The sequence below is a fragment of the Verrucomicrobiia bacterium genome (assembly GCA_036268055.1).
Taxonomy (GTDB): Bacteria; Verrucomicrobiota; Verrucomicrobiia; order Limisphaerales; family Pedosphaeraceae; genus DATAUW01.
The window spans coordinates 43,418-66,288 of record DATAUW010000018.1; the positions used below are offsets into that span (position 1 = coordinate 43,418).

The 22,871-nt window shown below is 55.3% G+C and carries 20 protein-coding genes and 1 tRNA gene; 11 read left to right on the plus strand and 10 right to left on the minus strand.

From position 1 onward, the window contains the following. Window positions 1–38: 38 nt before the first annotated feature. Window positions 39–1,367 (minus strand): acetylxylan esterase, encoded by a 1,329-nt coding sequence (locus tag VH413_12750; protein ID HEX3799561.1) that lies wholly within the window; start codon window positions 1,365–1,367, stop codon window positions 39–41. 27 nt (window positions 1,368–1,394) lie between these two features. Continuing rightward, window positions 1,395–1,826 (minus strand): hypothetical protein, encoded by a 432-nt coding sequence (locus VH413_12755; protein ID HEX3799562.1) that lies wholly within the window; start codon window positions 1,824–1,826, stop codon window positions 1,395–1,397. 120 nt (window positions 1,827–1,946) lie between these two features. Here VH413_12755 and VH413_12760 point away from each other — a divergent pair, with 120 nt between their 5' ends. Next, window positions 1,947–2,186, plus strand: a complete 240-nt coding sequence (locus VH413_12760; protein HEX3799563.1) for a ribbon-helix-helix protein, CopG family — start codon at window positions 1,947–1,949, stop codon at window positions 2,184–2,186. Then, complete coding sequence (locus VH413_12765) at window positions 2,164–2,484, plus strand: type II toxin-antitoxin system PemK/MazF family toxin (GenBank protein ID HEX3799564.1); 321 nt, start codon at window positions 2,164–2,166, stop codon at window positions 2,482–2,484. The genes VH413_12760 and VH413_12765 overlap by 23 nt, the downstream gene beginning before the upstream one ends. A 16-nt stretch (window positions 2,485–2,500) precedes the next feature. On the opposite strand, the gene VH413_12770 is transcribed toward VH413_12765, so the two are convergent. Together VH413_12770 and fbp are read right to left on the minus strand one after the other, a co-directional pair. Then, a complete protein-coding gene (locus tag VH413_12770; GenBank protein ID HEX3799565.1) occupies window positions 2,501–3,079 on the minus strand; it encodes a DNA-3-methyladenine glycosylase I in 579 nt (192 codons plus the stop codon). Window positions 3,080–3,482: 403 nt separating this feature from the next. Further along, window positions 3,483–4,472, minus strand: coding sequence for a class 1 fructose-bisphosphatase (gene fbp / locus VH413_12775; GenBank protein ID HEX3799566.1), 990 nt, complete (start codon window positions 4,470–4,472; stop codon window positions 3,483–3,485). A 358-nt stretch (window positions 4,473–4,830) separates the two neighbouring features. On the opposite strand from fbp, the gene VH413_12780 reads away from it, so the two are divergent. The 4 genes from VH413_12780 to VH413_12795 all read left to right on the plus strand — a co-directional run bounded on the left by VH413_12780 (window position 4,831) and on the right by VH413_12795 (window position 7,576). Continuing rightward, complete coding sequence (locus VH413_12780; GenBank protein HEX3799567.1) at window positions 4,831–5,493, plus strand: sigma-70 family RNA polymerase sigma factor; 663 nt, start codon at window positions 4,831–4,833, stop codon at window positions 5,491–5,493. After that, complete coding sequence (locus VH413_12785; GenBank protein HEX3799568.1) at window positions 5,490–6,365, plus strand: anti-sigma factor; 876 nt, start codon at window positions 5,490–5,492, stop codon at window positions 6,363–6,365. The genes VH413_12780 and VH413_12785 overlap by 4 nt, the downstream gene beginning before the upstream one ends. Before the next feature lie 581 nt (window positions 6,366–6,946). Further along, window positions 6,947–7,032, plus strand: a tRNA-Tyr gene (locus VH413_12790). 82 nt (window positions 7,033–7,114) lie between these two features. After that, window positions 7,115–7,576: a hypothetical protein gene (locus VH413_12795; GenBank protein HEX3799569.1), complete on the plus strand. Its 462-nt coding sequence runs from the start codon at window positions 7,115–7,117 to the stop codon at window positions 7,574–7,576. Window positions 7,577–7,757: 181 nt separating this feature from the next. Here the strand turns inward: VH413_12795 and VH413_12800 are convergent, their stop codons facing one another. From VH413_12800 to VH413_12815, 4 genes are all read right to left on the minus strand, one after another. Beyond that, window positions 7,758–9,935: a hypothetical protein gene (locus tag VH413_12800; protein ID HEX3799570.1), complete on the minus strand. Its 2,178-nt coding sequence runs from the start codon at window positions 9,933–9,935 to the stop codon at window positions 7,758–7,760. A gap of 66 nt (window positions 9,936–10,001) precedes the next feature. Next, window positions 10,002–11,231 carry a 23S rRNA (cytosine(2499)-C(5))-methyltransferase gene (locus VH413_12805; protein HEX3799571.1) on the minus strand — a complete coding sequence of 410 codons (1,230 nt, stop codon included), beginning with the start codon at window positions 11,229–11,231 and terminating at the stop codon, window positions 10,002–10,004. Between the two features lie 60 nt (window positions 11,232–11,291). Next, window positions 11,292–11,744: a response regulator gene (locus VH413_12810; GenBank protein HEX3799572.1), complete on the minus strand. Its 453-nt coding sequence runs from the start codon at window positions 11,742–11,744 to the stop codon at window positions 11,292–11,294. A 206-nt stretch (window positions 11,745–11,950) separates the two neighbouring features. After that, window positions 11,951–14,131 (minus strand): ATP-binding protein, encoded by a 2,181-nt coding sequence (locus VH413_12815; protein HEX3799573.1) that lies wholly within the window; start codon window positions 14,129–14,131, stop codon window positions 11,951–11,953. Between the two features lie 274 nt (window positions 14,132–14,405). On the opposite strand from VH413_12815, the gene VH413_12820 reads away from it, so the two are divergent. The 5 genes from VH413_12820 to VH413_12840 all read left to right on the plus strand — a co-directional run bounded on the left by VH413_12820 (window position 14,406) and on the right by VH413_12840 (window position 20,402). Then, window positions 14,406–15,410, plus strand: a complete 1,005-nt coding sequence (locus VH413_12820) for a sulfate ABC transporter substrate-binding protein (protein ID HEX3799574.1) — start codon at window positions 14,406–14,408, stop codon at window positions 15,408–15,410. 37 nt (window positions 15,411–15,447) lie between these two features. Further along, window positions 15,448–16,287: a M14 family metallocarboxypeptidase gene (locus VH413_12825; GenBank protein ID HEX3799575.1), complete on the plus strand. Its 840-nt coding sequence runs from the start codon at window positions 15,448–15,450 to the stop codon at window positions 16,285–16,287. A gap of 647 nt (window positions 16,288–16,934) precedes the next feature. Continuing rightward, window positions 16,935–17,759, plus strand: a complete 825-nt coding sequence (gene cysT / locus VH413_12830) for a sulfate ABC transporter permease subunit CysT (protein ID HEX3799576.1) — start codon at window positions 16,935–16,937, stop codon at window positions 17,757–17,759. 610 nt (window positions 17,760–18,369) lie between these two features. Further along, window positions 18,370–19,302, plus strand: a complete 933-nt coding sequence (gene cysW / locus VH413_12835) for a sulfate ABC transporter permease subunit CysW (GenBank protein HEX3799577.1) — start codon at window positions 18,370–18,372, stop codon at window positions 19,300–19,302. Next, window positions 19,299–20,402: an ABC transporter ATP-binding protein gene (locus VH413_12840; protein ID HEX3799578.1), complete on the plus strand. Its 1,104-nt coding sequence runs from the start codon at window positions 19,299–19,301 to the stop codon at window positions 20,400–20,402. Before cysW ends, VH413_12840 begins: the two co-directional genes overlap by 4 nt. A gap of 647 nt (window positions 20,403–21,049) precedes the next feature. Here VH413_12840 and VH413_12845 read toward each other — a convergent pair. Then, a complete protein-coding gene (locus VH413_12845) occupies window positions 21,050–21,751 on the minus strand; it encodes a hypothetical protein (GenBank protein ID HEX3799579.1) in 702 nt (233 codons plus the stop codon). Window positions 21,752–21,989: 238 nt separating this feature from the next. Then, a complete protein-coding gene (locus tag VH413_12850; protein ID HEX3799580.1) occupies window positions 21,990–22,850 on the minus strand; it encodes a histone deacetylase in 861 nt (286 codons plus the stop codon). Between the last annotated feature and the right edge of the window lie 21 nt (window positions 22,851–22,871).

Consider the following 22,871-nt stretch of genomic DNA (forward strand, 5'->3'; position numbering starts at 1 on the left):
ACCGCGAGCAGATTCCTGAATAAAGCCAATTTTTTGGCTCAAGGCAACATTCGGTCGGCGTAATCGAGGAAAAATTTCCAATCCAGAGTGGTCATGGAATGTTTGCCGGGCCGAATGAAATAAGCGAGATGATCGCCCACGAGTTGGTTGGTCTCGGGCATGGCTTGTTGCGCATCCAGTCCATTAACACCGAGCAAACGATAAACGGGTTCAGCGGCCTGCAGCATTTCAAACGTGCCGGTGGGATTGCTCCAGGTGTCCTCAGTCGTCTGGCCAATCACAACTGGACGCGGCGCCACAAGTGCGATGAGACAATCCTGGTCAAAGGGCAGGTGACTGGGATCGCCGCCGAATTTCTTGAAGGCATCGTTGAACCAATGGGGAAAACTCTGGTTGATGACCTTCACTGACTCGCCGATTTTTCCACGGCTGGGCGCAGTTCCACCGCAACCGGCTTGCAGCGGCATGGCCACCGCAAAACGCTCGTCAAAAGCGGCGGCGAGAATCGTCGCCTTGCCGAGCCGCGAATGCCCCACCACCGCGATACGCTTGGCATCCAGCGTCTGATCCGTCACGAGATAGTCCGCCGCGCGCGAGAGACTCCAGGCCCAAATCGCAATGTCGCCGCCGGCGGTCGGCGGCATGCGGTTGGGCGCGCTGCCGGCGTGTTGGGCGAGCCACGCGCGCAAACCCGTCGTGGCGTTGTTGGTATCGGGCTCGATGTCGCCGTAATAAAATGTCGCCACGGCATAACCACGATCGATGGATCGCTTGATATTCCAGACATTCACTTGCGCGCCGCGTCCGGCGTCGGTGGCGTGATAATCAATGCAACCCGGACAACCCTCCGCCATCCAACTGGCCGGCAGCGCAATATTCGTGTCGCTTGCGAGCGTATGATTGCCGCAAAAATTCATGCCCAGGAAAACGGGAAAGCCGCGCGACTTTTTTTCCAATGATGACGAACTATTTGGATGCGTATTGGGCGTCACGACCAGCAAATGAATGGCAGGCGCATTGATATCTTTGAAAAGTTGAATGGTTACTTCTTTCGCCGTCGCTTTGCCGCCAAAGAAATGTTTATCCACGCGTTCGATTTTGAAATGCTCGTACTCCGGCGCGCTCGGCATCACTCCATACATGTAATTTTGAAAAAGTGCTTTGAGTTCGGGCCGACGCTGCTCGAACCATTGCGTCGCGTTCGTCACCGGCGTGCCGTCAAACATGACCAGCGGATTCGGAATTTCGGGATGCGATGGAAGCGCAGCCACGTCGGGAAAAGAATTTGCGGCGCGCATATTCGCGATGCCAACGGCCAGCGCAAGGATTAAGACGAACGAGCGAAAAATTTTGGCAAATGGGTTCAAGTGCATTTGATTTGTGAAAATAAATAGTTACGTGATGAACTGGCGCGACTTGCTTACCGGCAGGGGCGCGAGATCGGGTTCGATGAATTGTGCCTTCGCTTCCCACGACCTGATGCGATCACGCGAATAAAAAAGCCGGAGGATTTTTTTCTCCAGCAACTGCGGTTGCCCATCGAGAAAAGCGTCGGCGGTTTCTGCGGGGCCGTATTCCTGAAGCGCCGTGTGCAGGATGCGTAGCCACGCGATGGTGATGGTGTGATGATAACCGCGGTCGAGTCCTTCAGGAGTATTATGCGCAGCATTCAGCGCCTTGATGGCCAGAGGCATTTTTTCTGAAGCTTCCACCAGGCCATGCCGCCGCAAATAAAGGTAAGCGACTTTGAGATGCGAACGATGACGCCATTGTTCCGGCGTCAAGGCGCAAGCCTCGAAAGCGCGAAGAAAGGTTTCGTCGTCCACGAGGACTTTAAAGCGTAAAGCCGCGGTGAGGTCTAGCTTTTCTATCTAATAAACTTTTTTTGATATATCTCAAAAGTATCCAGTCTTGAATTACATCCTGAAATCCTGTAGTATTCTTGCATGAGTCAGATCACCTATCCGCTTGGATTGTCTAAGGATCTGCTGGATGAAGTAGAGCACACTGCGAAAGAGACTGGATTATCCAACGCAGACGTGATCCGGCAAGCAATCAAGTTTGGCATTCCGCAAGTTCGGCAAACGGTATCTCACGAAGAGGATATATCCGAGGCGCTAGCCGAGACATGGGAAAAACTTGGGCCCGCTCCGCGCATCAATTATGACGCCATTGAACCGAGGTGATGTTTGCCTCGTTGACCTGGGGATGGCGGCTAAAGCGCGCCCATGCGTAATTCTTTCCATTTCAAAAGCGGACAGCCAGCGCAATATGTCCGTGATCGCTCCTTTGACCAGCCAGCCGCGTGGCGGTGAATGTGAGGTGCCGTTTACCAAACCTCCGTGGCTGTTTGATGTGTCAGTGATCAACTTGATCGGCTTAGGCGGGGTGGACAATGCAAAGCTCGGGCGTTTCATCGGCCGAATGAAGCCGGAAACGATGGAGGCGGTTTCAAAAAGCCTCGTACGGATGCTTGGGCTTTAAGATAATTTTGTGCACCTTATTTCTTCTGCTTTTTGCCCACTTCCTTATGGCGAAAACAATCCACCGTGTGATCGTTCACCATTCCGGCGGCCTGCATCATGGCGTAGCAGATAGTTGAGCCAACGAATTTAAATCCCCGGCGCAAAAGGTCTTTACTCATCGCATCCGACTCAGACGTGCGCGCGGGAACTTCGCCAAAATTTTTTCGCGCATTCGCAATCGGCTGGCCGCCGGTGAATTGCCAGATGTAAGCGTCGAAACTTCCAAACTCTTTTTTCACCGCGAGAAAAGCCTGGGCGTTTTTTATCGTGGCGGCGATCTTGAGCCGATTGCGCACGATGCCGGGATCGCCGAGCAACTCTTTGGTTTTGCGCTCGCCATAACGGGCGACCTTCGCGGGATCAAAACCATCAAGCACTTTGCGATAATGCTCGCGCTTTTTGAGAATGGTATCCCAACTCAAGCCCGCCTGCGCGCCTTCAAGGATGAGAAACTCGAACCACACGCGGTCGTCGTGGACGGGCACACCCCATTCCTCGTCGTGATAACGGATGGAAAGCTCATTGCTCGGCCAGTGGCAGCGTTGTTTTGTCATGCGGTTTTAGAATCACCGGCGGTGTCGCAAAATTCAAGTTCTTCGGCGACGCGTGCCCCCAACGCACTTGTGCGCCAGCCTGACGCATGAGCGCGTCAAAATTTACGCGCTGGCGCAATTAGAACAGCAAAACCGGCCTGATTTTGAAGAAATCTCCATGGCTTGGATTATGCTGAAATAGAAGCATGTCCAAAGTTTCAAATTCGGATACCGACCATTCAAAAATGGCGGAACCTACAAAGTATATTGTTCGTGCCTGTGAAAATCGGAAACGTCGTGAAGTGAAATCAGCGCCCGTGAACAGTCGTCCGCGTGTTCGCGTCAGCGTTGAAAATTAAAGAAAGTTTGGTTTCCCTGTTGGGAATTAGTTTGTCATTGGCCAGCCGTTTTACCGGCTTGCTCATCACAAAAACTTCAGCACTTTCTCCACTTCCTGTTTGCTCCCGATGATTAGCGGTGTGCGCTCGTGCATTGCCTTCGGCTGCTTGTCGAGGATGCGTTGTGTACCGTCAGTGGCAAGGCCGCCGGCCTGCTCGGCCATGAACGCGAGCGGATTGGCTTCATACAGCAAACGCAACTTTCCTTCAGGCGCCTTCTTGGTCTGCGGATAAAGAAAAACCCCGCCGCGAATCAGCGTCCGGTGAAAATCCGCAACCAGCGAACCGATGTAACGCAAACTATAACCGCCCGATTCATCCGACTCCGCCCAATCCAAATAGTTCTGGATGCCGTCGGGAAACTTGCGGCGATTGCCATTATTCACGCTATAAATTTTTCCACTCTCGGGCATCTGCACATTTTCCTGCGCCAGCACGAATGCCCCAATGCTCGGATCAAGCGTGAACATGTGCACGCCAAAACCCGCCGTGTAAGCGAGCACCGTGCTGCTGCCATAAATCACATAACCCGCCGCCACTTGTTTGTAGCCCGGCTGCAACACGTCTGACTTCACGTCGTCCGAACTTTTTTTCGGGCGCTCCATGATGGAGAAAATCGTGCCGATGTTGACGTTCGCATTGATGTTGCTGGAACCGTCTAACGGATCGAAGAGAACAATATATTTTCCCTGGTCGCCGGAGTCAGAAATCACATGCGGCTCTTCATCTTCCTCCGAAACCAGCAGGCCGATATTGCCGCGATAACCTAGGCAACGGACCAGCGTCTGGTTCGCGATGACATCCAGCTTTTGGACTTCCTCGCCCTGCACGTTGACCTCGCCAGTTTCCCCCACAATCTCCAACAATCCCGCGCGCGAGATTTGCGACGCGATAATTTTGCACGCCAAAGTGATGCCCGAGAGCAACCACGAGAATTCAGCGGTCGCGTGAGGATTGCGGCCCTTGCGCTCCAAAAAATGCCGTTCAACCGTCTTAATCATTGATTTTTCGATCATATATAAATCGGAACGTGATTGTAGGGTGATTCCGTTCTGGGCGCAAACGGGAACCGGAGTTTTTTCTCCGGCGGGAAGAGCGTCAATGTCCATAAGTATTTTATATCAAATATATTATATCTATTCACCAACGGGTTAATTTTAATCCCGAGCGATTAATACAGCCGATCTCTTCTCTCATCGGACGCTTGCGGTTAAAACTTTAGCGAATTCAACAAAACTCTTCCGAATCTCGCCGTTCCCTTTTCTGGCAATTCGCCAGAACCGCCGCCTTATCGAGCATCCATTCCCCCATCCGATGCGTAAGTTAATTAGAAGTTTATTATATGGTAACTTGTCAACTCACGCGCCGGAGGTTATGAATTTGGCCGCAACATGCGATTTGGGCAGCCATTCGTTCTGGTCTTTTTTCGACCAGCCGCTGGCAATGTCGCGAATGGACCACGTGACCGAGGCAAGAACCGCAAATCACGAACACGAAATTGACCTGCTGCGCCGCATCAGCGACGGCGACCGCGCGGCGTTCGGCGAATTTTATGATCTCTATTCCTCACTGCTTTTCTCCGTGGCAGTGAAGATCTTGCGCGATCAAAAGGAAGCCGAGGACGTCCTTCAGGATGTCTTCGTTCAAATCTGGGAAAAGGCCCGCAGCTTCGATTCGCGCCTCGGCAAGCCTTCCAGTTGGGCCGTCACTTTCGTCCGCAACAAATCCATTGACCGCATCCGCGCCTCCCAACGCCGTTCGCGCCTCGTCGAAGATGCCACCGCCGAAATCGCGCCGTTGCAAGCCGATGCCCCCACCGCCAACGACACCGTGTGCGGCAAAGAGAAAGCCGAAGTCATTCGCTCCGCCGTCATTAATCTGCCGACCGAACAACGCCAGGCCATTGAAATGGCCTTCTTCTCCGGGCTCACACAAAACGAAATTTCCGAACGGCTGCGCGAACCGCTCGGCACGATCAAGGCGCGCATCCGCCGCGGCATGCTCAAGCTCCGCGAAAAACTGGAGGGCCGTCTATGATAGATGAACGCCTTCAGGAACTGGCCTCACTGCATGTGCTCGGCGCCTTGACGCCCGAAGAATCGCACACCTTCGAGGCCGAGTTGCGTGGCAACGCCGAATTGCGCGAATTCGTCACCAGCCTTTCCACCATTGCGGATGCCGTTGCCGGTTCCGTGCCACTGGTCACGCCGCCGCGTTCGTTGCGCGACAAAATTTTAGCCCAGGTCGAGTCGCAACAAAAAATCGTTCCCCTCGTGCAACCAGACGAAGACGACGACGACGAGAAATCCGTCACGTGGTTCCCGTGGGCGCTCGCGGCGTGCTTTGCCGTTTTGTGTGGCTTGCTCTTCATGCGGCAGAACACCTTGAACGGCCGCCTGAACGACTTGAATCAACTCACCGCCGCCCTGCAAGCCACCACCAACGGTTTGCAAAGCACGGCAATGGCCTTGCAGACCACCAACACAACCCTGCAATCCGCCGTCACCACCTTGCAGGCCAACAATACCGAACTCGAACACGCCCTCACCGAACTTCGCAAAAACAACAGCCTTGCGAACATCAAAGTGACCGTGCTCAATGCGCTGCTTGCCGATGAGCCCAAAGCCGTTGCCGTATCCTTGTGGAACGAGAAAACGCAAACCGGCGAATTCATCGGCCAAAGCCTCACCCCGCTGCCCGCCGACAAGGACTACCAGCTTTGGGTCATTGACCCGCAATACGGCACGCCCGTGGACGCCGGTGTTTTCCAGGTAGACAGCGACGGCAAAGTGCGCATCCAATTCAAAGCCAAGCAGCCGATCAACACCGCCGCCAAATTCGCCGTCACCCGCGAAGTCAAAGGCGGCTCGCCCACCCCCAAAGGCGAAATGGTCCTCATCGGCGGCTAATCCCCCCAGCACGGCAGAGCCGTCGCTCAGCCGCCCGAAAGTCGGCAGAGACAACTGATATCCTAACGCATTGTAGGGCTGCGCTGCCGCGCAGCCGTCCGAAGTCCCGCAGGGACGACAGACCTTAGCCCAGCAATTTATTGCTGGGTTGATTTCCTCCACAAACCAAGTCCCGACCGGGACGAAAGAATTAATCACTTTGGAATAAAATCCTTAATACTCGCCCATGACTTCTCATTAACCCCCAAACTTTGGCTGGGGGGGGGAATTCCATCACCCTAAAGACCTTCTTCTATATCGAACGAAGCGAGGCGAGCATCCTCTTATCACCCGCACGAATTCACGCCGGTCAAAAATTTCCTCCCACAATTTGCCGCGTTGGATTCGTTTGAACCACGTCGCAGGACGACCGAATTCAGCTTGCCTTTCCCCTCAATTATTGCAAAATACACCCCGCTACTGAAATTGGTAGCGGATGCGGCTCGCGGCAAATGACCGCCATCTCTTGTCTTGCGACAGGTGATCGGCGATTTTTTTTCGAGTGATGCGGGCGCAAACGGTGATGATTCACCGGGCCGGTCGGTAGGATACCCAAGTGGCCAACGGGGGCAGACTGTAAATCTGCTGGCTTACGCCTTCATTGGTTCGAATCCAATTCCTACCACCATTTTTAAACTTCGCTAACAATTCATTTTCCACTTGCTTTGCCCCTTGCACGTTTGCCATCGGTTAGCCACATTGGGCCAATCATGGATACCGATTCGCCTTCCTCGCTCGAATCAACCCCAGCACTTTGGAATCCGAATGCTGCGGCCTGCTGGTGTCTCGTGTTTACCCCGGTTTTTGGAATGTTCTTGCACGCCCGCAATGCGGAAAGTTTAGGGCGGCTTGCGGAAGCCAAGGCAAACCGTATATGGCTTTATGTTGCAATCACATTTCTGGCCGTTACTTTGTTTACCATTTTTATTCCCCGGTTTCCACCAGGCATCGTGAGACTGTGTGGACTTGGAATTCTTTTGGGCTGGTACTTCAGTGTGGCAAAGAAGCAGGTTCAATACGTCAAAGAAACCTGGCAGGACCAATATCCCCGGAAAACGTGGGGAAAGCCGATCTTAATCGCGATCGGAGGCTTGGTTGCCTATTTCGTTATCGCGATAATTCTTGGCGTCATCAATGCCGTTGTCTTTGGTCGGATCACTTCCGGCAATTAAGCATCATTTGCCCGCATGACCGACTGTCTAAAAAATATCTTAAATAGAAGCAGCGAATTGTCAGTTCAACGCATGAAGTCCAAGCACTTCTCATTAACCCCCAAGCTTTAGCTGGGGGAATTAACGCGAACGAATACACGAAACTGTTTTAACAGTTTCGTCCCCAGACACGTCTCCACCCCTAAAAACTCACCGCGAATTTCACCGGCTGCGATTGATTGGTAAACCGAATCCGCAACAATTTCTCCACCGGCGAATACTCAAAATTCTGAACCACTTGCCCTCCCTGTGTGATGCTCTTGGGAGCCTGCGGCGATCGCAACAAAATCAATCCCGGAGTATCCGCCACCCCTTCAACCGCGAAAGAAATCGCATAGTCAGACCGGCTCGTTACCAAAGCCCGCGCAGCCGACGCCAAAATCTGCGGCTGCCGACCCTTCGCCGCATCCAGGTCGCGAAGAAAATAGCGTTTGCCCGGTTCAATTTGAATGTTCGTCTGCATCCGCAATTCCGAATCGAATAAATTAACAAAATGCCCCGAAAGCACCTTCGGATCACCCGCCACCGATTCATCCAACCCAGCGGCAATCACGTACGGTCCGCGCCGAAGCAAAAGATAATTCGTCTCCCGCCATTTCAATTTGGCATCCGCCGCCGCTTGCTTCACCAACCTGACGACCGTTTCGTCTCCCTCCACACTTGCGGCCAAACGCGCCGGATTTTCGCGCGCCCAAATCACTTTTCCCCGACCGCATTTCCATTCCGTCGGCGTCGTTGAATCGTGGACAGCCGATTTGAAATCCAACCTTTCAAACAGATGTTCCCGCGGCGTCGCGTAATGATTTGTGCCGCTGTTCCACCAATCACGCACGCGATTGTAAGGATCGGAATCGTCATCGCAAACCACCAGCACGCCGCCTTGTTTCACCCACTTGGCCAAAGCGTTGTGATACTCGGGATCCAGCGGCTTCATGCCCTGATAAGTCAGCAGCAGCACCTTGAAACCCTGGAGATAATCCGGCGCGGTCACATTTTCCAACTGCACCGGCGTCACCGGCAAACCGCGTTTCAACAAAGGCATCGCGAGGCCGTACATCTGGCTCAGATGCGGATCACTCGGCGTCGGATCGCCGCGCTCAAACATCAGCGAATCACTCGCGAGCACTCCAACCCCGCGCGTGCCGCAATCCCATTCAATTTCCTTTTGATCCAAATCATTCAGCGTATTCATCACCGTCTGCAACTCCGTCGCGTACGCGGGCGGAATGGATTTACGATTTTCACGGCTCGCGGAACGCGGATAGCGCCCGTTGAAAATGCGCTCCGGCCACGGCGCAATTTCGTAATGCGATACCTCCGGTTGAAACAGCGACGCCACCAGCGTTGACTCCCAATTCCGCTGATAATCGTTCCAATCATGATTGGGATTGTCCTCGATGGGATCGTTCAAATACCAAACGCGCCTTCCCGTGGCCCGCACGAGATTCTGCATCGCGCCATATTCGAGAAACGCCGTTTCAAACGTCCGGCTGCGGACCTCGCCGCGAAAACGATTCGGCTCGCGCGATGTCCCCGTCCACACCTGCGCAATGTAACCATCGCAACCATTCAATCGCGCCAGGCTGGACTCCGGACTGACGATCCCCCATTGCGCATAATTAAGCAGGCTGTGAGTAGGCACGTAACATCTCACCTTTTTGCCCGTGCGATGATTAAAGTCCTGTACGTAATCGAACACCTGTTGCAACGCGCGCCGATAAAGAAAATATTTCAACTTGGAACTGCGCCACTGGGCGTCTACGGAACTATTCGGCGGCTGCCACGCTTCGCCGTAATAATTCTGCCACTCGCGCTTGAAACCCTCCGAATACCCGCCGCGCACCCAAAATTCCGGCTCCTCCAAATGAATGGCTTCCGCTCCCGAATCCAGCGCGCGCTGAACTCCCACGCACAGAAATTTTCCGTAATTCGTGCCGGGGCACATGTAATAGACATCGCCGCCGTGGCCGATCTTGTTTCCGTTGCGCTCCGTCTGCGCTTCGTCCTCGTGGCTGATGCCGTCGAAGCGACCGTAAAAATAATCCTGATAATTCCCCCACGCGACGCCCGTCATCACGTGAATGCGATACCCATGATCGCGCCACGTCTGAATCCGCTCAGGCAAACTCGCATCAATGCCATAAACCAGTGCCACGTCCGCGCGCAAATTTCCAAAACTGCTCCACGGCTTGCTGGTTTGAAAACAAGTGCGCTCCAAAATCTGTCCCGGATCAGTGGAAAACGGCGCTTCAAGATCCTCCGCCAGCGAGGACGATACCACCGAGAAAAGGGCAAGCAGGCTTAATTGTAAAAGGCGCATGGGACTTTGATGCTAATGCGCCGCGGCATATTCATGCAACTCTCCTGTAGCAGCGGTCATAGGCCGCTACAGATCGAACTCGATATAAATAGTCTTGAGATATTCGCCCTCCTTGAAATTCGCCGCGTGATCGGGCGCGTGCCCAGTCGTCGCAAGTTGAGAAAATTTCCGGCCCGACTTAGTCGCCGCATTACGCACCGCGTCGAAAAATTCCTCCGATGAAACATGTGCCGAACACGAAGCCGCTACCAAAATACCCCCGCGATTCAACGCACGAATACCGAGCACCGCCAACCGTTCATAAGCGTGAATGGCCCCCACGCGCTCCGTCTCACGCTTCGCCAGCGAAGGCGGATCGAGGATGATCAAATCAAATTTATTCTTGGTCTCTTCCAACCAGTCAAACGTGTCCGCCTGAATAAATTCGTGCGGACATTTTGAAATCGCCTTCATTTCGTCGTTCAGTGAAAAATTGCGACGCGCACTCGCCAGAGCGTGCGCGCTGATGTCGAGATCACTCACCGATGCCGCACCGCCACGCGCAGCGTAAAGCGAAAACCCACCGGAAAAACTAAACGCATTCAGCACCGAGCGCCCACGGGCAAGCTTCTCGACGCGACGGCGATTCTCCCGCTGATCGAGAAAGAAACCAGTTTTTTGACCACGCAAAACGTCGGCCTCAAATCGCAAACCCGTCTCGAGAAAAATCACGGGGCCGTCAAGCGGCGGGCCATGCAAAATTTGTCCGTCAGTAAATTTAAATTGCGCGGCCGCGAGTGACTGAATATTTCGGCTCAAACGCAGGACGGCGCGTTCATGCGGGATATGTTCACGAAACGGTGAAATAATTTCATTCAAACGCGGTAACCACGCGGCGGTATAAATTTTTAAAACCAGCGTGTCGCCATAACGATCCAGCACAAGTCCCGGCCACCCGTCGCTTTCGCCATTAATGCAGCGATAACCCGTGGTGGCCGTATCGAAAAGATTTTCGCGCCGCGCGAGAGTTTCCTTGAGACGCGCGAGCCACCAGTTGGCATCCACCGTTTGCGGCTTGCCGGCATGAAGGATGCGCACGCGAATGGGCGAATCAGGATCAAACAAACCAATCGCGAGAAAAGCATCTTTGCGGTCGTAAACAACGGCGAGTTCGCCCAGTTCACCGGCCCGATTTTGTTCGCGCACACTCTCAGCGAACAGCCACGGATGCCCGCCGCGCACGATGCTCTCCGCCGTCGCCGTCACGCGCAATCGAAGACGTGGAGAATTGCGGCTCGATGAATCGTTGGCTCTCAAACGCCGCGATCATGCCGTCCGATTTGTGGGAAAGTCGAGGCGATTGCGCGCGTTCACCGCTCAAGCGTTGATGGTCGGCTTCTCGGCGAGGATGACCCAATAAAGGTGCAACGCACGCATCATCTCAACGAGTCCTTCAAAGTTCACCGGCTTGACCAGATACGTGTTCGCGCCGAGTTCGTAGGCGCGGTTGACATCCGGGTCTTCCTTGGAAGAAGTCATGACCACGATGGACAGGCGTTTCAGGCCGGGCTGTTCGCGCACCCACGCGATGACCTCAAAACCATTTTTGCGCGGCATCTTGAGATCGAGCAACATCAGTCCAGGCAGTGGATGGAGAATGCGGTCGTGAAATTGTTCTTCGCCGCGCAGATAAGTGATGGCGTCCTCACCATCGCGCACGCGATGAAGCGGATTGCTGATCTGGGCTTGTTTGAAGGCTCGTTCCAGAAAGAAGACGTCGTTCTCGTCGTCGTCCACCAATAAGATAGGATGTATAGTTACAGCGCTCACAATTTCCCTCATGCCCGCGTCTCCCAGGCAAATCCGGAAGACATTTACTCCGAGACCGGTCGAACTTCAAGAAGTTCCAGATTAATTATTTTTTGGAGCGTTTGCTGCATACATAAATGACCTTGGGCGCATTCAGTTTTGGCAACCCGGAGGGTTACTTCCGCGCGCTGGGTGATCCCGCAACGGTTTCTGATTGCGCCTGTGTTTTATTTTTTGTCCAGAAGCTCCCGCACTTTCAGCGCGAGCGCATCAATCGTGTAGGGCTTCGTGAGAAATTCGCGGTCCTTGCCCAGTGTGCCGCGCAGGTTCATCGCTTCCTCCGTGTAACCGGAACAAAAAAGCACTTTCGTATCCGCAGAAATATTGTGCACGTAATCCGCCAATTCTTTTCCACCCATCTCAGGCATCACGACGTCGGTCACGAGAATGTCTATTTTACGATTCTTATTCGCGTGCAATAAATTCATCGCCTGCCGTCCGTTCGACGCCGAAAAAACCGTGTAGCCAAGCTGCGTCAAATACGCCACGCCCAGTTCGCGCACCATCGGTTCGTCTTCCACCAGCAACACCGTTTCCGTCCCGGTGCGGCGTAATTTGATCGTCTCCGATTTTGCTTTCGTTTCTTCCACTGCATCCACGCGCGGCAAATAAACTTTGAAAGTCGTTCCCTGGCCAACCTCGCTGTACACCGCGATATGTCCGCCACTTTGCTTGACGATGCCGTGACAGGTCGCGAGGCCGAGACCCGTGCCTTTGCCTTGTTCCTTGGTCGTAAAAAACGGCTCGAACAATCGGGCGCGCACGTCAGGCGTCATGCCGCTGCCGTTGTCGCTCACCGCGAGCATCACGTATTCGCCGGGCGCGACTTCGCTGCGCATCTCGGCATATTTCTCGTCGAGCGTGACGTTCGCCGTCTCGATGGTGAGGCGCCCGCCCTTGGGCATGGCATCGCGGGCATTGACGGCAAGATTGAGAATGACCTGTTCGATCTGGCTGAGGTCAGCTTTCACGCGTCCCAAATTTTCGCCGGGATTGGTCACGAGAATGATGTCTTCGCCGAGCAGGCGGCGCAGCATTTTTTCCATTTCGGAAATGCTCAGATTCAAACTCACGACCATCGGCTGCAACATTTGTTTGCGACCGAAGGCGAGCAGTTGCCGCGTCAACGCCGCTGCCCGATACGCCGCCTGTTTCACGCCGGTCATGTGGCTGTGCGAAGGATGGCTCGGCTCCATGCGCAACAGCACCATGTCTGAATAACCAATGATCGCCGTCAAAATATTATTGAAATCATGCGCCACGCCGGCGGCAAGCTGCCCAATGGCCTGGACTTTTTGCGCCTGCAAAAATTGTTGCTCCAGGCGTTTGCGTTCCGTCACGTCGCGCGAGTTGAAAATAATTCCCGCCACATCAGTGTCGTCCAAAAGATTTTGCCCCATCCCTTCGAGCGTGCGATACGTACCATCCTTGTGGCGAAAACGAAACGTGAGCCGTTCGGTATCGCCATTGGTTTTCAAGGCTTCGACGAAAGCTTTTTCGACGATCTGCACATCGTCGGGATGCACGAACTCAAACGCATTTTTGCCGCGATATTCTTCCGGCGCGAAACCGAGCACCGAATAGATCGAGTGGCTTTCAAATTGGATCGTGCCGTCCGCGCTGAGAATGGTGATGAGATCAAGCGCATTTTCCGTCAGCTTGCGGAAGTAAGCTTCGGTGTGCTGCAACTTCGCCGCCGCCTGCTCGCGCTCGATCACGCGGCCAAGTTGCGCGCCGACCTGCGACATGATTTTCAACAGCCGCGTGTCTGGCTCGTGTTCCACGCGCGAAAAAAATTCCAGCACGCCCGCCACGCCCGGCCCGATCACCAGCGGAAATGCGAACGCCGATATTAATTCCAGTGCTTTCACTTCGCCGGCTTTGGCAAGGGATTCCTCCTCCTGGATATTTTTCACCCAGACCGCTTTGCCGGTTTTGAAAACGCGCCCCGCCAATCCCATTCCTTTGGTCAAGCGAGATGCCTGCGTGGCGCGGCGAAAATCTTCGAACATCCTTGTTTGCTCGCCGTGCCAAACATCGAGCGGCACCAAGTCCACCGAGCCGTCTTCCGCCGTGAGATACACATGCCCAATCGGCCAACTGGTATAACCACAAATTTGATCGAGCGCGATTTGCATGGCTTCCACCACGCTCGCCGCTTGGTTCGCCGCCACGGTGATGGCCTGCAACAACTCCTGTCCCTGATGATTGTCGTTGAGATGTTGCACCGCGCGCTTGGCGATGGCTTGCGCCTCCAGACGCGCCGCGTTCTCGCGCGCAAGCTCAGTCTTGAGCCGCGCGATCTCCGCTTCCATTTCGTCCGCGTTGTGCATCATCTGGATTTTCATGGCCTGCACCAGACACTACGCGCGCCGCGGCTTTTTCGATGCCTCAATCGCGCGTATTCGCCCACAAGCCCACTCACTTAATTCGTCAAAATCCCCCTTTTGCCTAACCCCTTAAAACCAAGCCTCTTTGAATCCCTTTCCCAAAATGCTCGCCATCCCAAAAATCATCCTGCCAAAATCCCATTAATCCCCCAAAAACCCTTTTATTTCAATCATTTTAATAAATATTCAAATCCCTATTGACATAGTGTAGATTACTGCTAATCTCTACCGCATGAATAGATTTTTAACCGCTGCAATTGTCGGGCTGGCCTTCTCGGTCTCAGCTTTTGCCAGGGACGCCACCCTTCTCAATGTCTCCTACGATCCCACCCGCGAACTCTATCAGGATTACAACGCCGTCTTCGCCAAACATTGGAAAGACACCACCGGCGATACCGTCACCATCCGGCAATCCCACGGCGGTTCCGGCAAACAAGCCCGCGCCGTGATGGACGGTCTCGACGCCGATGTCGTCACCCTCGCGCTCGCCTATGACGTGGATGTCCTTTCCCAAAAAGTTCATTTCATCCCCGCCGATTGGCAAAAGCGCCTTCCCGACAACAGCACGCCTTACACCTCGACCATCGTTTTCCTCGTTCGCAAGGGCAACCCCAAAGGCATCAAAGATTGGTCCGACCTCATCAAGCCCGGCGTCTCCGTCGTCACGCCCAATCCCAAAACCTCCGGCGGCGCGCGCTGGAATTATCTCGCCGCTTACGGCTACGCGTTAAAACAAAACAACGGCGACGATGCCAAGGCCAAGGAATTCGTGCGCGCGCTCTTCAAAAACGTGCCCGTCCTCGATACCGGCGCGCGCGGTGCCACCACCACCTTCGTCCAACGCGGCATCGGCGATGTCCTCGTCGGCTGGGAAAACGAAGCCATCATGGCCGACAAAGAACTTGGCAAAGGACAATTTGAAATCGTCGTGCCCTCCATCAGCATCCTCGCCGAGCCGCCCGTCACCGTCGTGGATAAAGTCGCCAAACGCCACGGAACCGAAGCCCTCGCCAAAGCCTATCTGGAATACCTCTATTCACCCGAAGGCCAGGAAGTCGTCGCGCGGAATTTTTACCGCCCGCGCACCGCCTCCGTCCTCGAGAAATATCGCGCCCAGTTTCCCGACCTGAAACTCTTCACCGTCACCGACGAATTTGGCGGCTGGCAAAAAGCCCAGAAGACCCATTTCGCCGACGGCGGAACCTTCGATCAAATCTACACCCCCGACGGCCACTGATTTCCTAATCAAAACTTTCAACCACCATATATATAATATGAGCACCCTCACAAAAACCGAATCTCCCGTTGCTGTTGCCGCCGCCACGCCGCGTCTTCCCGAACGCCGTCCCTTGGAACGCCTCCTCTCGCAACTCGACCAGCTCGCCGAAAATTCCGATCATCTCCTGCGCCGTCCCTTCGGCAACTTCGAGAGCGGCGGGCAAAATTATCAGTTGCCCCGCTACCTGTATCTTGGCCCGCAGGGTGGGGGAGACATCGTCCGCCTCGGCATCTTCGCCACCATTCACGGCGATGAACCCGAAGGCGCGCTCGCGCTGACCCGCCTCGTCGCCGCGCTCGAAAAAAATCCCGCGCTCGCCAAAGGCTATTGCCTCTTCATCTACCCCGTGTGCAATCCGACCGGCTTCGAGGACAACACCCGCCACGCGCGCAGCGGCAAAGACCTCAACCGCGAATTCTGGCGCAACTCCGCCGAGCCCGAAGTCCGCCTCCTCGAAACCGAAATCTGGACGCACGCCTTCGACGGCATCATCACCCTCCACGCCGACGATACCAGCCACGGCCTCTACGGTTACGTCGCCGGTCACATTCTCGCCGAAAACTTGCTCGAACCCGCGCTCCGCGAAGCCGAAAAATTTCTCCCGCGCAACCGCGAAGTCAGCATAGACGGCTTCGACGCAAAAAACGGCGTCATCTCGCAAGGCTTCCCCGGAGTCCTGCGCGCGCCCAAAAACATGAAACAACCCCCCTTCGAGATCACCTTGGAGACACCGCAAAAAGCCTCGCTGCACCTGCAAGTCGAAGCCTTCGCCGCTGCCCTGCAAACCATCCTCGTCGAATACCAATCCCTCCAATCCATCGCCCAAAATATCTAAACCAAATCCATTCTATCGCCCGCTGCGGTGGCAACCTTCGCGTCGCCACCGCGCGGTCTTTTTTTGCCATGCACCCCCAACCTGATTTTTCCCCGCTTTGAATCCTATTCCTTATCCGTGTTTTATTCGTGTTCCATCCGCGGCTAAAATTCCCCGGTGTCCGTCCGTCCGTGCCCCGGGGAGCGCACGCGCCCTCGCGTGCAGTGGCTGGCGCCCTCGCCGGCCACATCTGAGAATTTCCGAAATTTATCCGTTCCTTGAAATTCAACCCGTCAACCGCCATCGGCGAAGGCGGAGCAGCGCCGCAGTCCCGCAGGGACGACCGAACTTAGCCCAGCCATTTATGGCTGGGTTTGCGTCCGTTACAAATCAAGTCCCGCAGGGACTAAAGAAATCCCCGCATGGAACCAACGTCCACCCACTCGCCCACCGCTTCTCATTAACCCCCAACTTTAGTTGGAGGAACCACCGGGCGCGCAAAACCGAAAACTGTTTCAACAGTTTTCCCCACCCGTGTTCATTCCGTGTTCCATCCGTGGCTAAAATTCCTCTCCCTGTAGACCTCCGCGCCTCCGCGCCTCCGCGGTTCAAATTAAATCGTCCCTTCACATGCTCGTGATTCTTTGACACCCTAACCGCCAATCGCGATGCCCAAAAAGAAATTCAACCCCCTGCCCGGATTCGGGCTGACGATGGGCTACACCTTGCTCTACCTCAGCCTCATCGTCCTGATCCCCCTCGCGGCGTTGCTCATAAAAACCTTCGAGCTTTCCTGGAGCGAATTCTGGCAACTCATCACCAACCCCCGCGCCATCGCCGCGTACAAACTCACCTTCGGCGCGTCCGCCATCGCCGCCCTCATCAACTCCCTTTTCGGCAGCCTCCTCGCGTGGATACTCGTTCGTTACGATTTTTTCGGCAAACGCTTCATTGATGCCCTCATAGATTTTCCCTTCGCGCTCCCCACCGCCGTCGCCGGCCTCACGCTCTGCGGCCTGTTTGCCGCCAACGGCTGGCTTGGGCAATTTCTGGTTCCGCTCGGCATCAAAGGAACCAACACCGCGCTCGCCGTCGTCATCGCGCTCACCTTTGTGGGCATGCCCTTCGTCGTGCGCACCTTGCAACCCGTTTTGCAAAACCTCGAACAGGAAGTTGAAGAAGCCGCCGCGACCCTCGGCGCGAGCCGTCTGCGCACCTTCCTGCAAATCCTCGCGCCCACATTATTCCCGACCGTTCTGACTGGATTCGCCCTCGCCTTCGCGCGCGCCGTCGGCGAATACGGCTCCGTCACCTTCGTCTCGGGCAACCTGCCGTTTAAAACCGAGATCGTCCCGTCCCTCATCGTCTATCAACTTGAAGAACACAACTACGCCGGCGCCACCGCCATCGCCGCCGTCCTCCTTGTCATCTCCTGCGCCATCCTCGCCGCCATCAACTGGCTCGAAGTCTGGACCAGCCGCTTCAACAAATGACCCCAAATTATTTCCAACCCAATTTCTTTTACCGCCCATTCTTAATGCAGAGGCGCAGAGACGCAAAGGCGCAGAGGGGGAAAGATTTTTTCAAAAAAGACAAATCATCAATCCAAAGCGGTTTCATAAAATCGCCAACCTTTAGACTTTCCTACGCTGCCGAACCACCAAACAAAAAATTCCCTTTTCTCCCATTCGCCGTCCGCAAGGACCTCTGCGCCTCTGCGCCTCTGCGCCTCTGCGTTAAATTGGCGAACCCACATCAACAAAACCCAACCCACAATTTTGCGCCTCGAAATCTGAGATTTCTCCTCCCTCTCCTGCAACGCAGTTGCGGGGGAGGGGTGGGGAGGGGGCACGCCCAACAAAAAACCACGACCGCACGACAGTTCCAACGCCTCTCATTAACCCTCAACTTTAGTTGGGGGAATAACCCAGCGCGAAAAAAAGAAAACTGTTTCAACAGTATATCTCACCGTGTTTATTCCGTGTTCCATCCGTGGCTAAAAACTCCTCTCCCAGTGCCCGTCCGCAAGGACCTCTGCGCCTCTGCGCCTCTGCGCCTCTGCGTCAAATCAGCCTCTTCCACGGTTCACCCAATTCCATAACCATGCCCGGCGCCGCAAAATCCCGACTCAACCTCCGCCAATCCGCCTCCCGCCGCGGCGCGGAAGAATCGCCGCTCGTCAAGTGGACCCTCATCACCATCGGCCTCGCCTTCGCGCTCGTCTTTCTGCTGCTGCCCCTCATCAGCGTATTCGTCCAGGCCTTCGCCAAAGGCCTCCATTACTGGTTCGATTCCGTCACCACCGCCGATTCCCTTTCTGCGATTCGTCTCACCCTCCTCATCGCCGCCATCAGCGTCCCGCTCAACCTCGTCTTTGGACTCGCCGCCTCCTGGGCCATCGCCAAGTTTGAATTTCGCGGCAAAAGTTTTCTCATCACCCTCATTGATTTGCCCTTCGCCGTCTCACCCGTCGTTTCCGGCCTCGTCTTCATTTTGCTGTTCGGACTCCAAGGCTATTTTGGCGCGTGGCTCGACGACCATAATATCCGCATCATCTTCGCCGTGCCCGGCATGGTCCTCGCCACCATCTTCGTGACGTTTCCCTTCGTCGCGCGCGAAATTATCCCGGTCATGCAGGCGACCGGTTCCGAGCAGGAACAAGCCGCGCTCACGCTTGGCGCGAGTGGCTGGCAAACCTTTTGGCACGTCACCTTGCCCTCCGTGAAATGGGGTTTGCTTTACGGCGTCATCCTTTGCAATGCCCGCGCGATGGGCGAATTCGGCGCCGTCTATGTCGTCTCCGCGCACATCATGGGCCAGACCGAAACCATGTCCCTGCGCGTCGAAAGTCTATATGAAGATGCCCGCGGCGAAACCGCCGCCTTCGCCGTCGCCAGCCTGCTCGCGTTGCTCGCGCTCGTCACCCTCGGTTTGAAAACGTACGTCGAATGGCGCACCCAGCGAAATTACGAACTCGCCCAGCAAGCCATCATTCCTCTACACTCCGCCCCCGTTAAAGATTCAGCCTCTTCATGAGCATCGAACTCAAACACGTCAGCAAAAAATTCGGCGAAGTCAACGCCGTCAACAATGTCACGTTTTCCGTAAAGGAAGGCGAACTCATGGCGCTGCTCGGCCCCAGCGGCGGCGGCAAGACCACCGTCCTGCGCATGATCGCCGGTCTCGAACTCCCGACCGATGGCGATATTTTCATTCGCGGCCAGCGCGTGAACGACATCCCCGTTCAGAAACGCAATATCGGTTTCGTTTTCCAAAATTACGCGCTGTTCAAAAACATGACCGTGTTCAAGAACATCGCCTTCGGCCTCAAAATTAAAAAATGGCCGCGCGCCGAAGCCGAGGCCCGCGTGATGGACCTCCTGAAACTTCTCGGCCTCGAAGGTTTTGAGAAACGCTATCCCCATCAGCTTTCCGGCGGCCAACGCCAGCGGGTCGCCATCGCCCGCGCCCTCGCGCCCAAGCCCAGCGTGCTCCTGCTCGACGAACCTTTCGGCGCCGTGGACGCCAAGATCCGCCAGGAACTTCGCGAATGGCTCGTCCACCTGCACCACGACCTCAACGTGACCACGCTATTCGTCACCCACGACCAGGAGGAAGCGATGGAAGTATCCGACCGCATCGTGATCTTTTCCAGCGGCGCGCTCGCGCAAATCGGCACCCCGCGCGAAGTGTACGAACAGCCTTCGAACGAATTCGTCGCCCGCTTTATCGGCGTGATGAATGTGCTCGAATGCAAGGTCGAAAATAAAATGGCGCGCGTTGGCGAACTCGAATTCCCCGCGCCCGGCAGTCCCGACGGCGAAAACATCCGCATCGGTTTCCGCCCCTACGCCGTGCAAATCTCCACCGACCTCGCGCAATACCGCTACCGCGCGATCCTTCGCCGCACCTATTTCCTCGGCATCATGCTTCGACTTGAAATCGAGTTACCCTCCGGCCTCACCTTGCGCTCCCGCATGACCAAGGAAGAATACGCGCAACTCCAACTCTCCGACGGCTGCGACATCTCCTTCCACATCCGCCAATACCGCACCCTCGCCCGCGAAGGCTCCGGCCTCCCCCCCGAACTCCAAACCAACTACGTCGCCCCCCCCACCATCGCCGAACACATTTAAAACCCCAAATTTGAACCGCGAAGACACCGAGAAAAACAAATCTGGGTTCCTTTCAAGGTGAATCTTCGTCCCCTTCAATCCAAGTCCCGCAGGAATAATTGATATCCTAAAGCATAGTAGGGCTGCGTTGCCGCGCAGCCGTCCGGGATCCAGCTTCGGACAACCGACAATCTAGGACACGGGTAAGGCGGAACTGCTGCTCCGCCGTCCGAAGTCCCGCAGGACGACCGAAAATCCAGCGCACGGTAGGGCTGCGCTGCTGCGCAGCCGTCAGAAGTCCCGCAGGGACGACCGACCTTAGCCCAGCAATTTATTGCTGGGTTAGAATCCCCGTTAAACCAAGTCCCGCAAGGGACGAAAGAAAACACAATAGTTCAACCGGACTTGCACCAACCAAGCGCTTCTCATTAACCCCCAACTTCAGTTGGGGGAATAGCCCGGCGCAAAAAACAGAAAACTGTTTCAACAGTTTTCCTCACCCGTGTTTAATCAGTGTTCCATCTATTAGCCGTTTAATTCCTTGTCCTCTCTGCGCCTCCGCGCCTCTGCGTCAAAAAAAGCCCAACACCAAATCGCCACCCCACCCGGCACTCTTTCCCCCAGTGCCGTCCGCAAGGACCTCCGCGCCTCCGCGGTTAAGTTTGGCTCTACATCCCAATCATCACCCGCACCGCCCGTAACATCTCCACCTGCATCCCCAAATTTTTTATCTCCGCCTCCACATTGATGTAAGGAATCCCCCGCTTCGCAAAAAACACCGACAACGACCCATCCTCAGTCACATTCGCGTTGTCCTGTAACACAACATTGAATTCCCGCTCGCGCAAAAATTCGAAATACGATTCCTCCGTCACATAAAAAAAGTCAAACTTATCGCGGCTACTGCTGATATGCGTCAACGCCGCCTCCGATTTCAAAAGCCCATTCGGCCCAAAACTCTCCACCGAAAAAGTTCCATCTATCGTATTGTGCAACGCGATAATCACCGGCTCCTTTTCCAACGCCAAAACCCGCAGATATTCCGCCGCGAACGCCTTGATCGCCGCCGCCGCTTCTGGCGCATTCACACTATGCTTCGTAAGCGTCGCCGCGATGCCTGCGTCCGAAAAAATTCGATTCGGATCAAACGAAAATGTTTGCCCGCCCAGCGAGAACGTGATCAACCGCTCCCCCGAATGCACCAGTTCGATCACACGCCCGCCGAACTCGGCAATATTCGCCTTGCCCGCCGCCACGGACACATCCTCATCGTCATGCACATTGATCATCGTCGGCAGCGGCCCCTTGTTTTGGTGAACCACCGCATCCACCGTCCCATCGCCGAGCTTCAACGAAAATATCATCGGCATTCAACTACCTGTTAGTAACTCCGCATTCAAGCTCAACTAACTGCACCCCTCCCACCGGACCGCGGGTCTATGACCCGCAGCAACATAAAAAAAGATTGCCGCTCGCGACTTATTCCATGACTCAAAAAAAAGATAATCCACATTACCCACATATGCCCGTGAATGCATCTCTCTTCAACCCGGAGGGTTGGCGGACATTAAGGGCGCTGGAAAATACGAACCATTAATCTGCTCAAGCTCAACCCGCCAGCCCTTTGAGATACGCAAATACTAACTCCGGTAAGTCATCGCTGTAACCCCCTTCTAACACGCTAAACACCGGCACGCCCAATTTTTTTATCTCCGCGCCCATCCAAAAATAATCCTCCGCCTCCAGCGTCTCCTGCGCCAGCGGATCTCGCGCGTATGCGTCAAATCCCGCCGACACCCCCACCAAATCCGGCATGAATTTCTTCACCCCCTCCAGCGCCTTCGCCAAAATTTTTCGATACTCCTCTCGCGGCGTCTTCGGCGCGACGGGAAAGTTGAAACAATTTTTCCCCACGTCCGCGCGTCCCGTTCCCGGATAACATGGCGATTGGTGAATCGAAAAAAATGCCGCGCCCGGCACATTCGCTAAAATCGCCTCCGTCCCATTCCCGTGATGCACGTCAAAATCATAAACCGCCACCCGTTTCGCCCCCGTCGCCAGCGCGTGCAACGCCGCAATCGCGATCGAATTGAAATAACAAAATCCCATCGCCTGCTCCCGCGTCGCATGATGCCCCGGCGGCCGCATCAAACTCATCGCCGTCTCGCCCGCCCGCGCCGCCATCAGCGCCGCCAGCGCGCCCCCCACCGACCGCCGCGCGTGCTCCGCGATCTTCGGATAATTCGGCGTATCCGAATCGAATTTCTCGCCCGCATCCACCCGCGCCACGTGCGCCGCCGAATGCGCCCGCAAAATAATTTCCTCCTCCACCGGCCACGGCTTGCCCCACGCAATCGGCAATTCCTTTTGCTCCCGCAATTTCGCCAGCGTCCCGCGAATCCGCGAAGGCCGTTCAGGATGTCCCGCCGCCGAATACTCCATGCACCGCTCGTCCGTGATTAGTTTCATCGCTGTCTCCGTTGGAATAAC

What these genes read in the sequence shown, in the direction of transcription:
- cysW (HEX3799577.1), top strand. Translation starts at nt 18,370, where the DNA reads ATGCCCGGCGCCGCAAAATCCCGACTCAACCTCCGCCAATCCGCCTCC.
- fbp (HEX3799566.1), bottom strand. Translation starts at nt 4,472, where the DNA reads ATGATCGAAAAATCAATGATTAAGACGGTTGAACGGCATTTTTTGGAG.
- cysT (HEX3799576.1), top strand. Translation starts at nt 16,935, where the DNA reads ATGCCCAAAAAGAAATTCAACCCCCTGCCCGGATTCGGGCTGACGATG.
- VH413_12780 (HEX3799567.1), top strand. Translation starts at nt 4,831, where the DNA reads ATGAATTTGGCCGCAACATGCGATTTGGGCAGCCATTCGTTCTGGTCT.
- VH413_12825 (HEX3799575.1), top strand. Translation starts at nt 15,448, where the DNA reads ATGAGCACCCTCACAAAAACCGAATCTCCCGTTGCTGTTGCCGCCGCC.
- VH413_12765 (HEX3799564.1), top strand. Translation starts at nt 2,164, where the DNA reads ATGACGCCATTGAACCGAGGTGATGTTTGCCTCGTTGACCTGGGGATG.
- VH413_12770 (HEX3799565.1), bottom strand. Translation starts at nt 3,079, where the DNA reads ATGACAAAACAACGCTGCCACTGGCCGAGCAATGAGCTTTCCATCCGT.
- VH413_12840 (HEX3799578.1), top strand. Translation starts at nt 19,299, where the DNA reads ATGAGCATCGAACTCAAACACGTCAGCAAAAAATTCGGCGAAGTCAAC.
- VH413_12815 (HEX3799573.1), bottom strand. Translation starts at nt 14,131, where the DNA reads ATGAAAATCCAGATGATGCACAACGCGGACGAAATGGAAGCGGAGATC.
- VH413_12760 (HEX3799563.1), top strand. Translation starts at nt 1,947, where the DNA reads ATGAGTCAGATCACCTATCCGCTTGGATTGTCTAAGGATCTGCTGGAT.
- VH413_12785 (HEX3799568.1), top strand. Translation starts at nt 5,490, where the DNA reads ATGATAGATGAACGCCTTCAGGAACTGGCCTCACTGCATGTGCTCGGC.
- VH413_12845 (HEX3799579.1), bottom strand. Translation starts at nt 21,751, where the DNA reads ATGCCGATGATATTTTCGTTGAAGCTCGGCGATGGGACGGTGGATGCG.
- VH413_12795 (HEX3799569.1), top strand. Translation starts at nt 7,115, where the DNA reads ATGGATACCGATTCGCCTTCCTCGCTCGAATCAACCCCAGCACTTTGG.
- VH413_12800 (HEX3799570.1), bottom strand. Translation starts at nt 9,935, where the DNA reads ATGCGCCTTTTACAATTAAGCCTGCTTGCCCTTTTCTCGGTGGTATCG.
- VH413_12850 (HEX3799580.1), bottom strand. Translation starts at nt 22,850, where the DNA reads ATGAAACTAATCACGGACGAGCGGTGCATGGAGTATTCGGCGGCGGGA.
- VH413_12820 (HEX3799574.1), top strand. Translation starts at nt 14,406, where the DNA reads ATGAATAGATTTTTAACCGCTGCAATTGTCGGGCTGGCCTTCTCGGTC.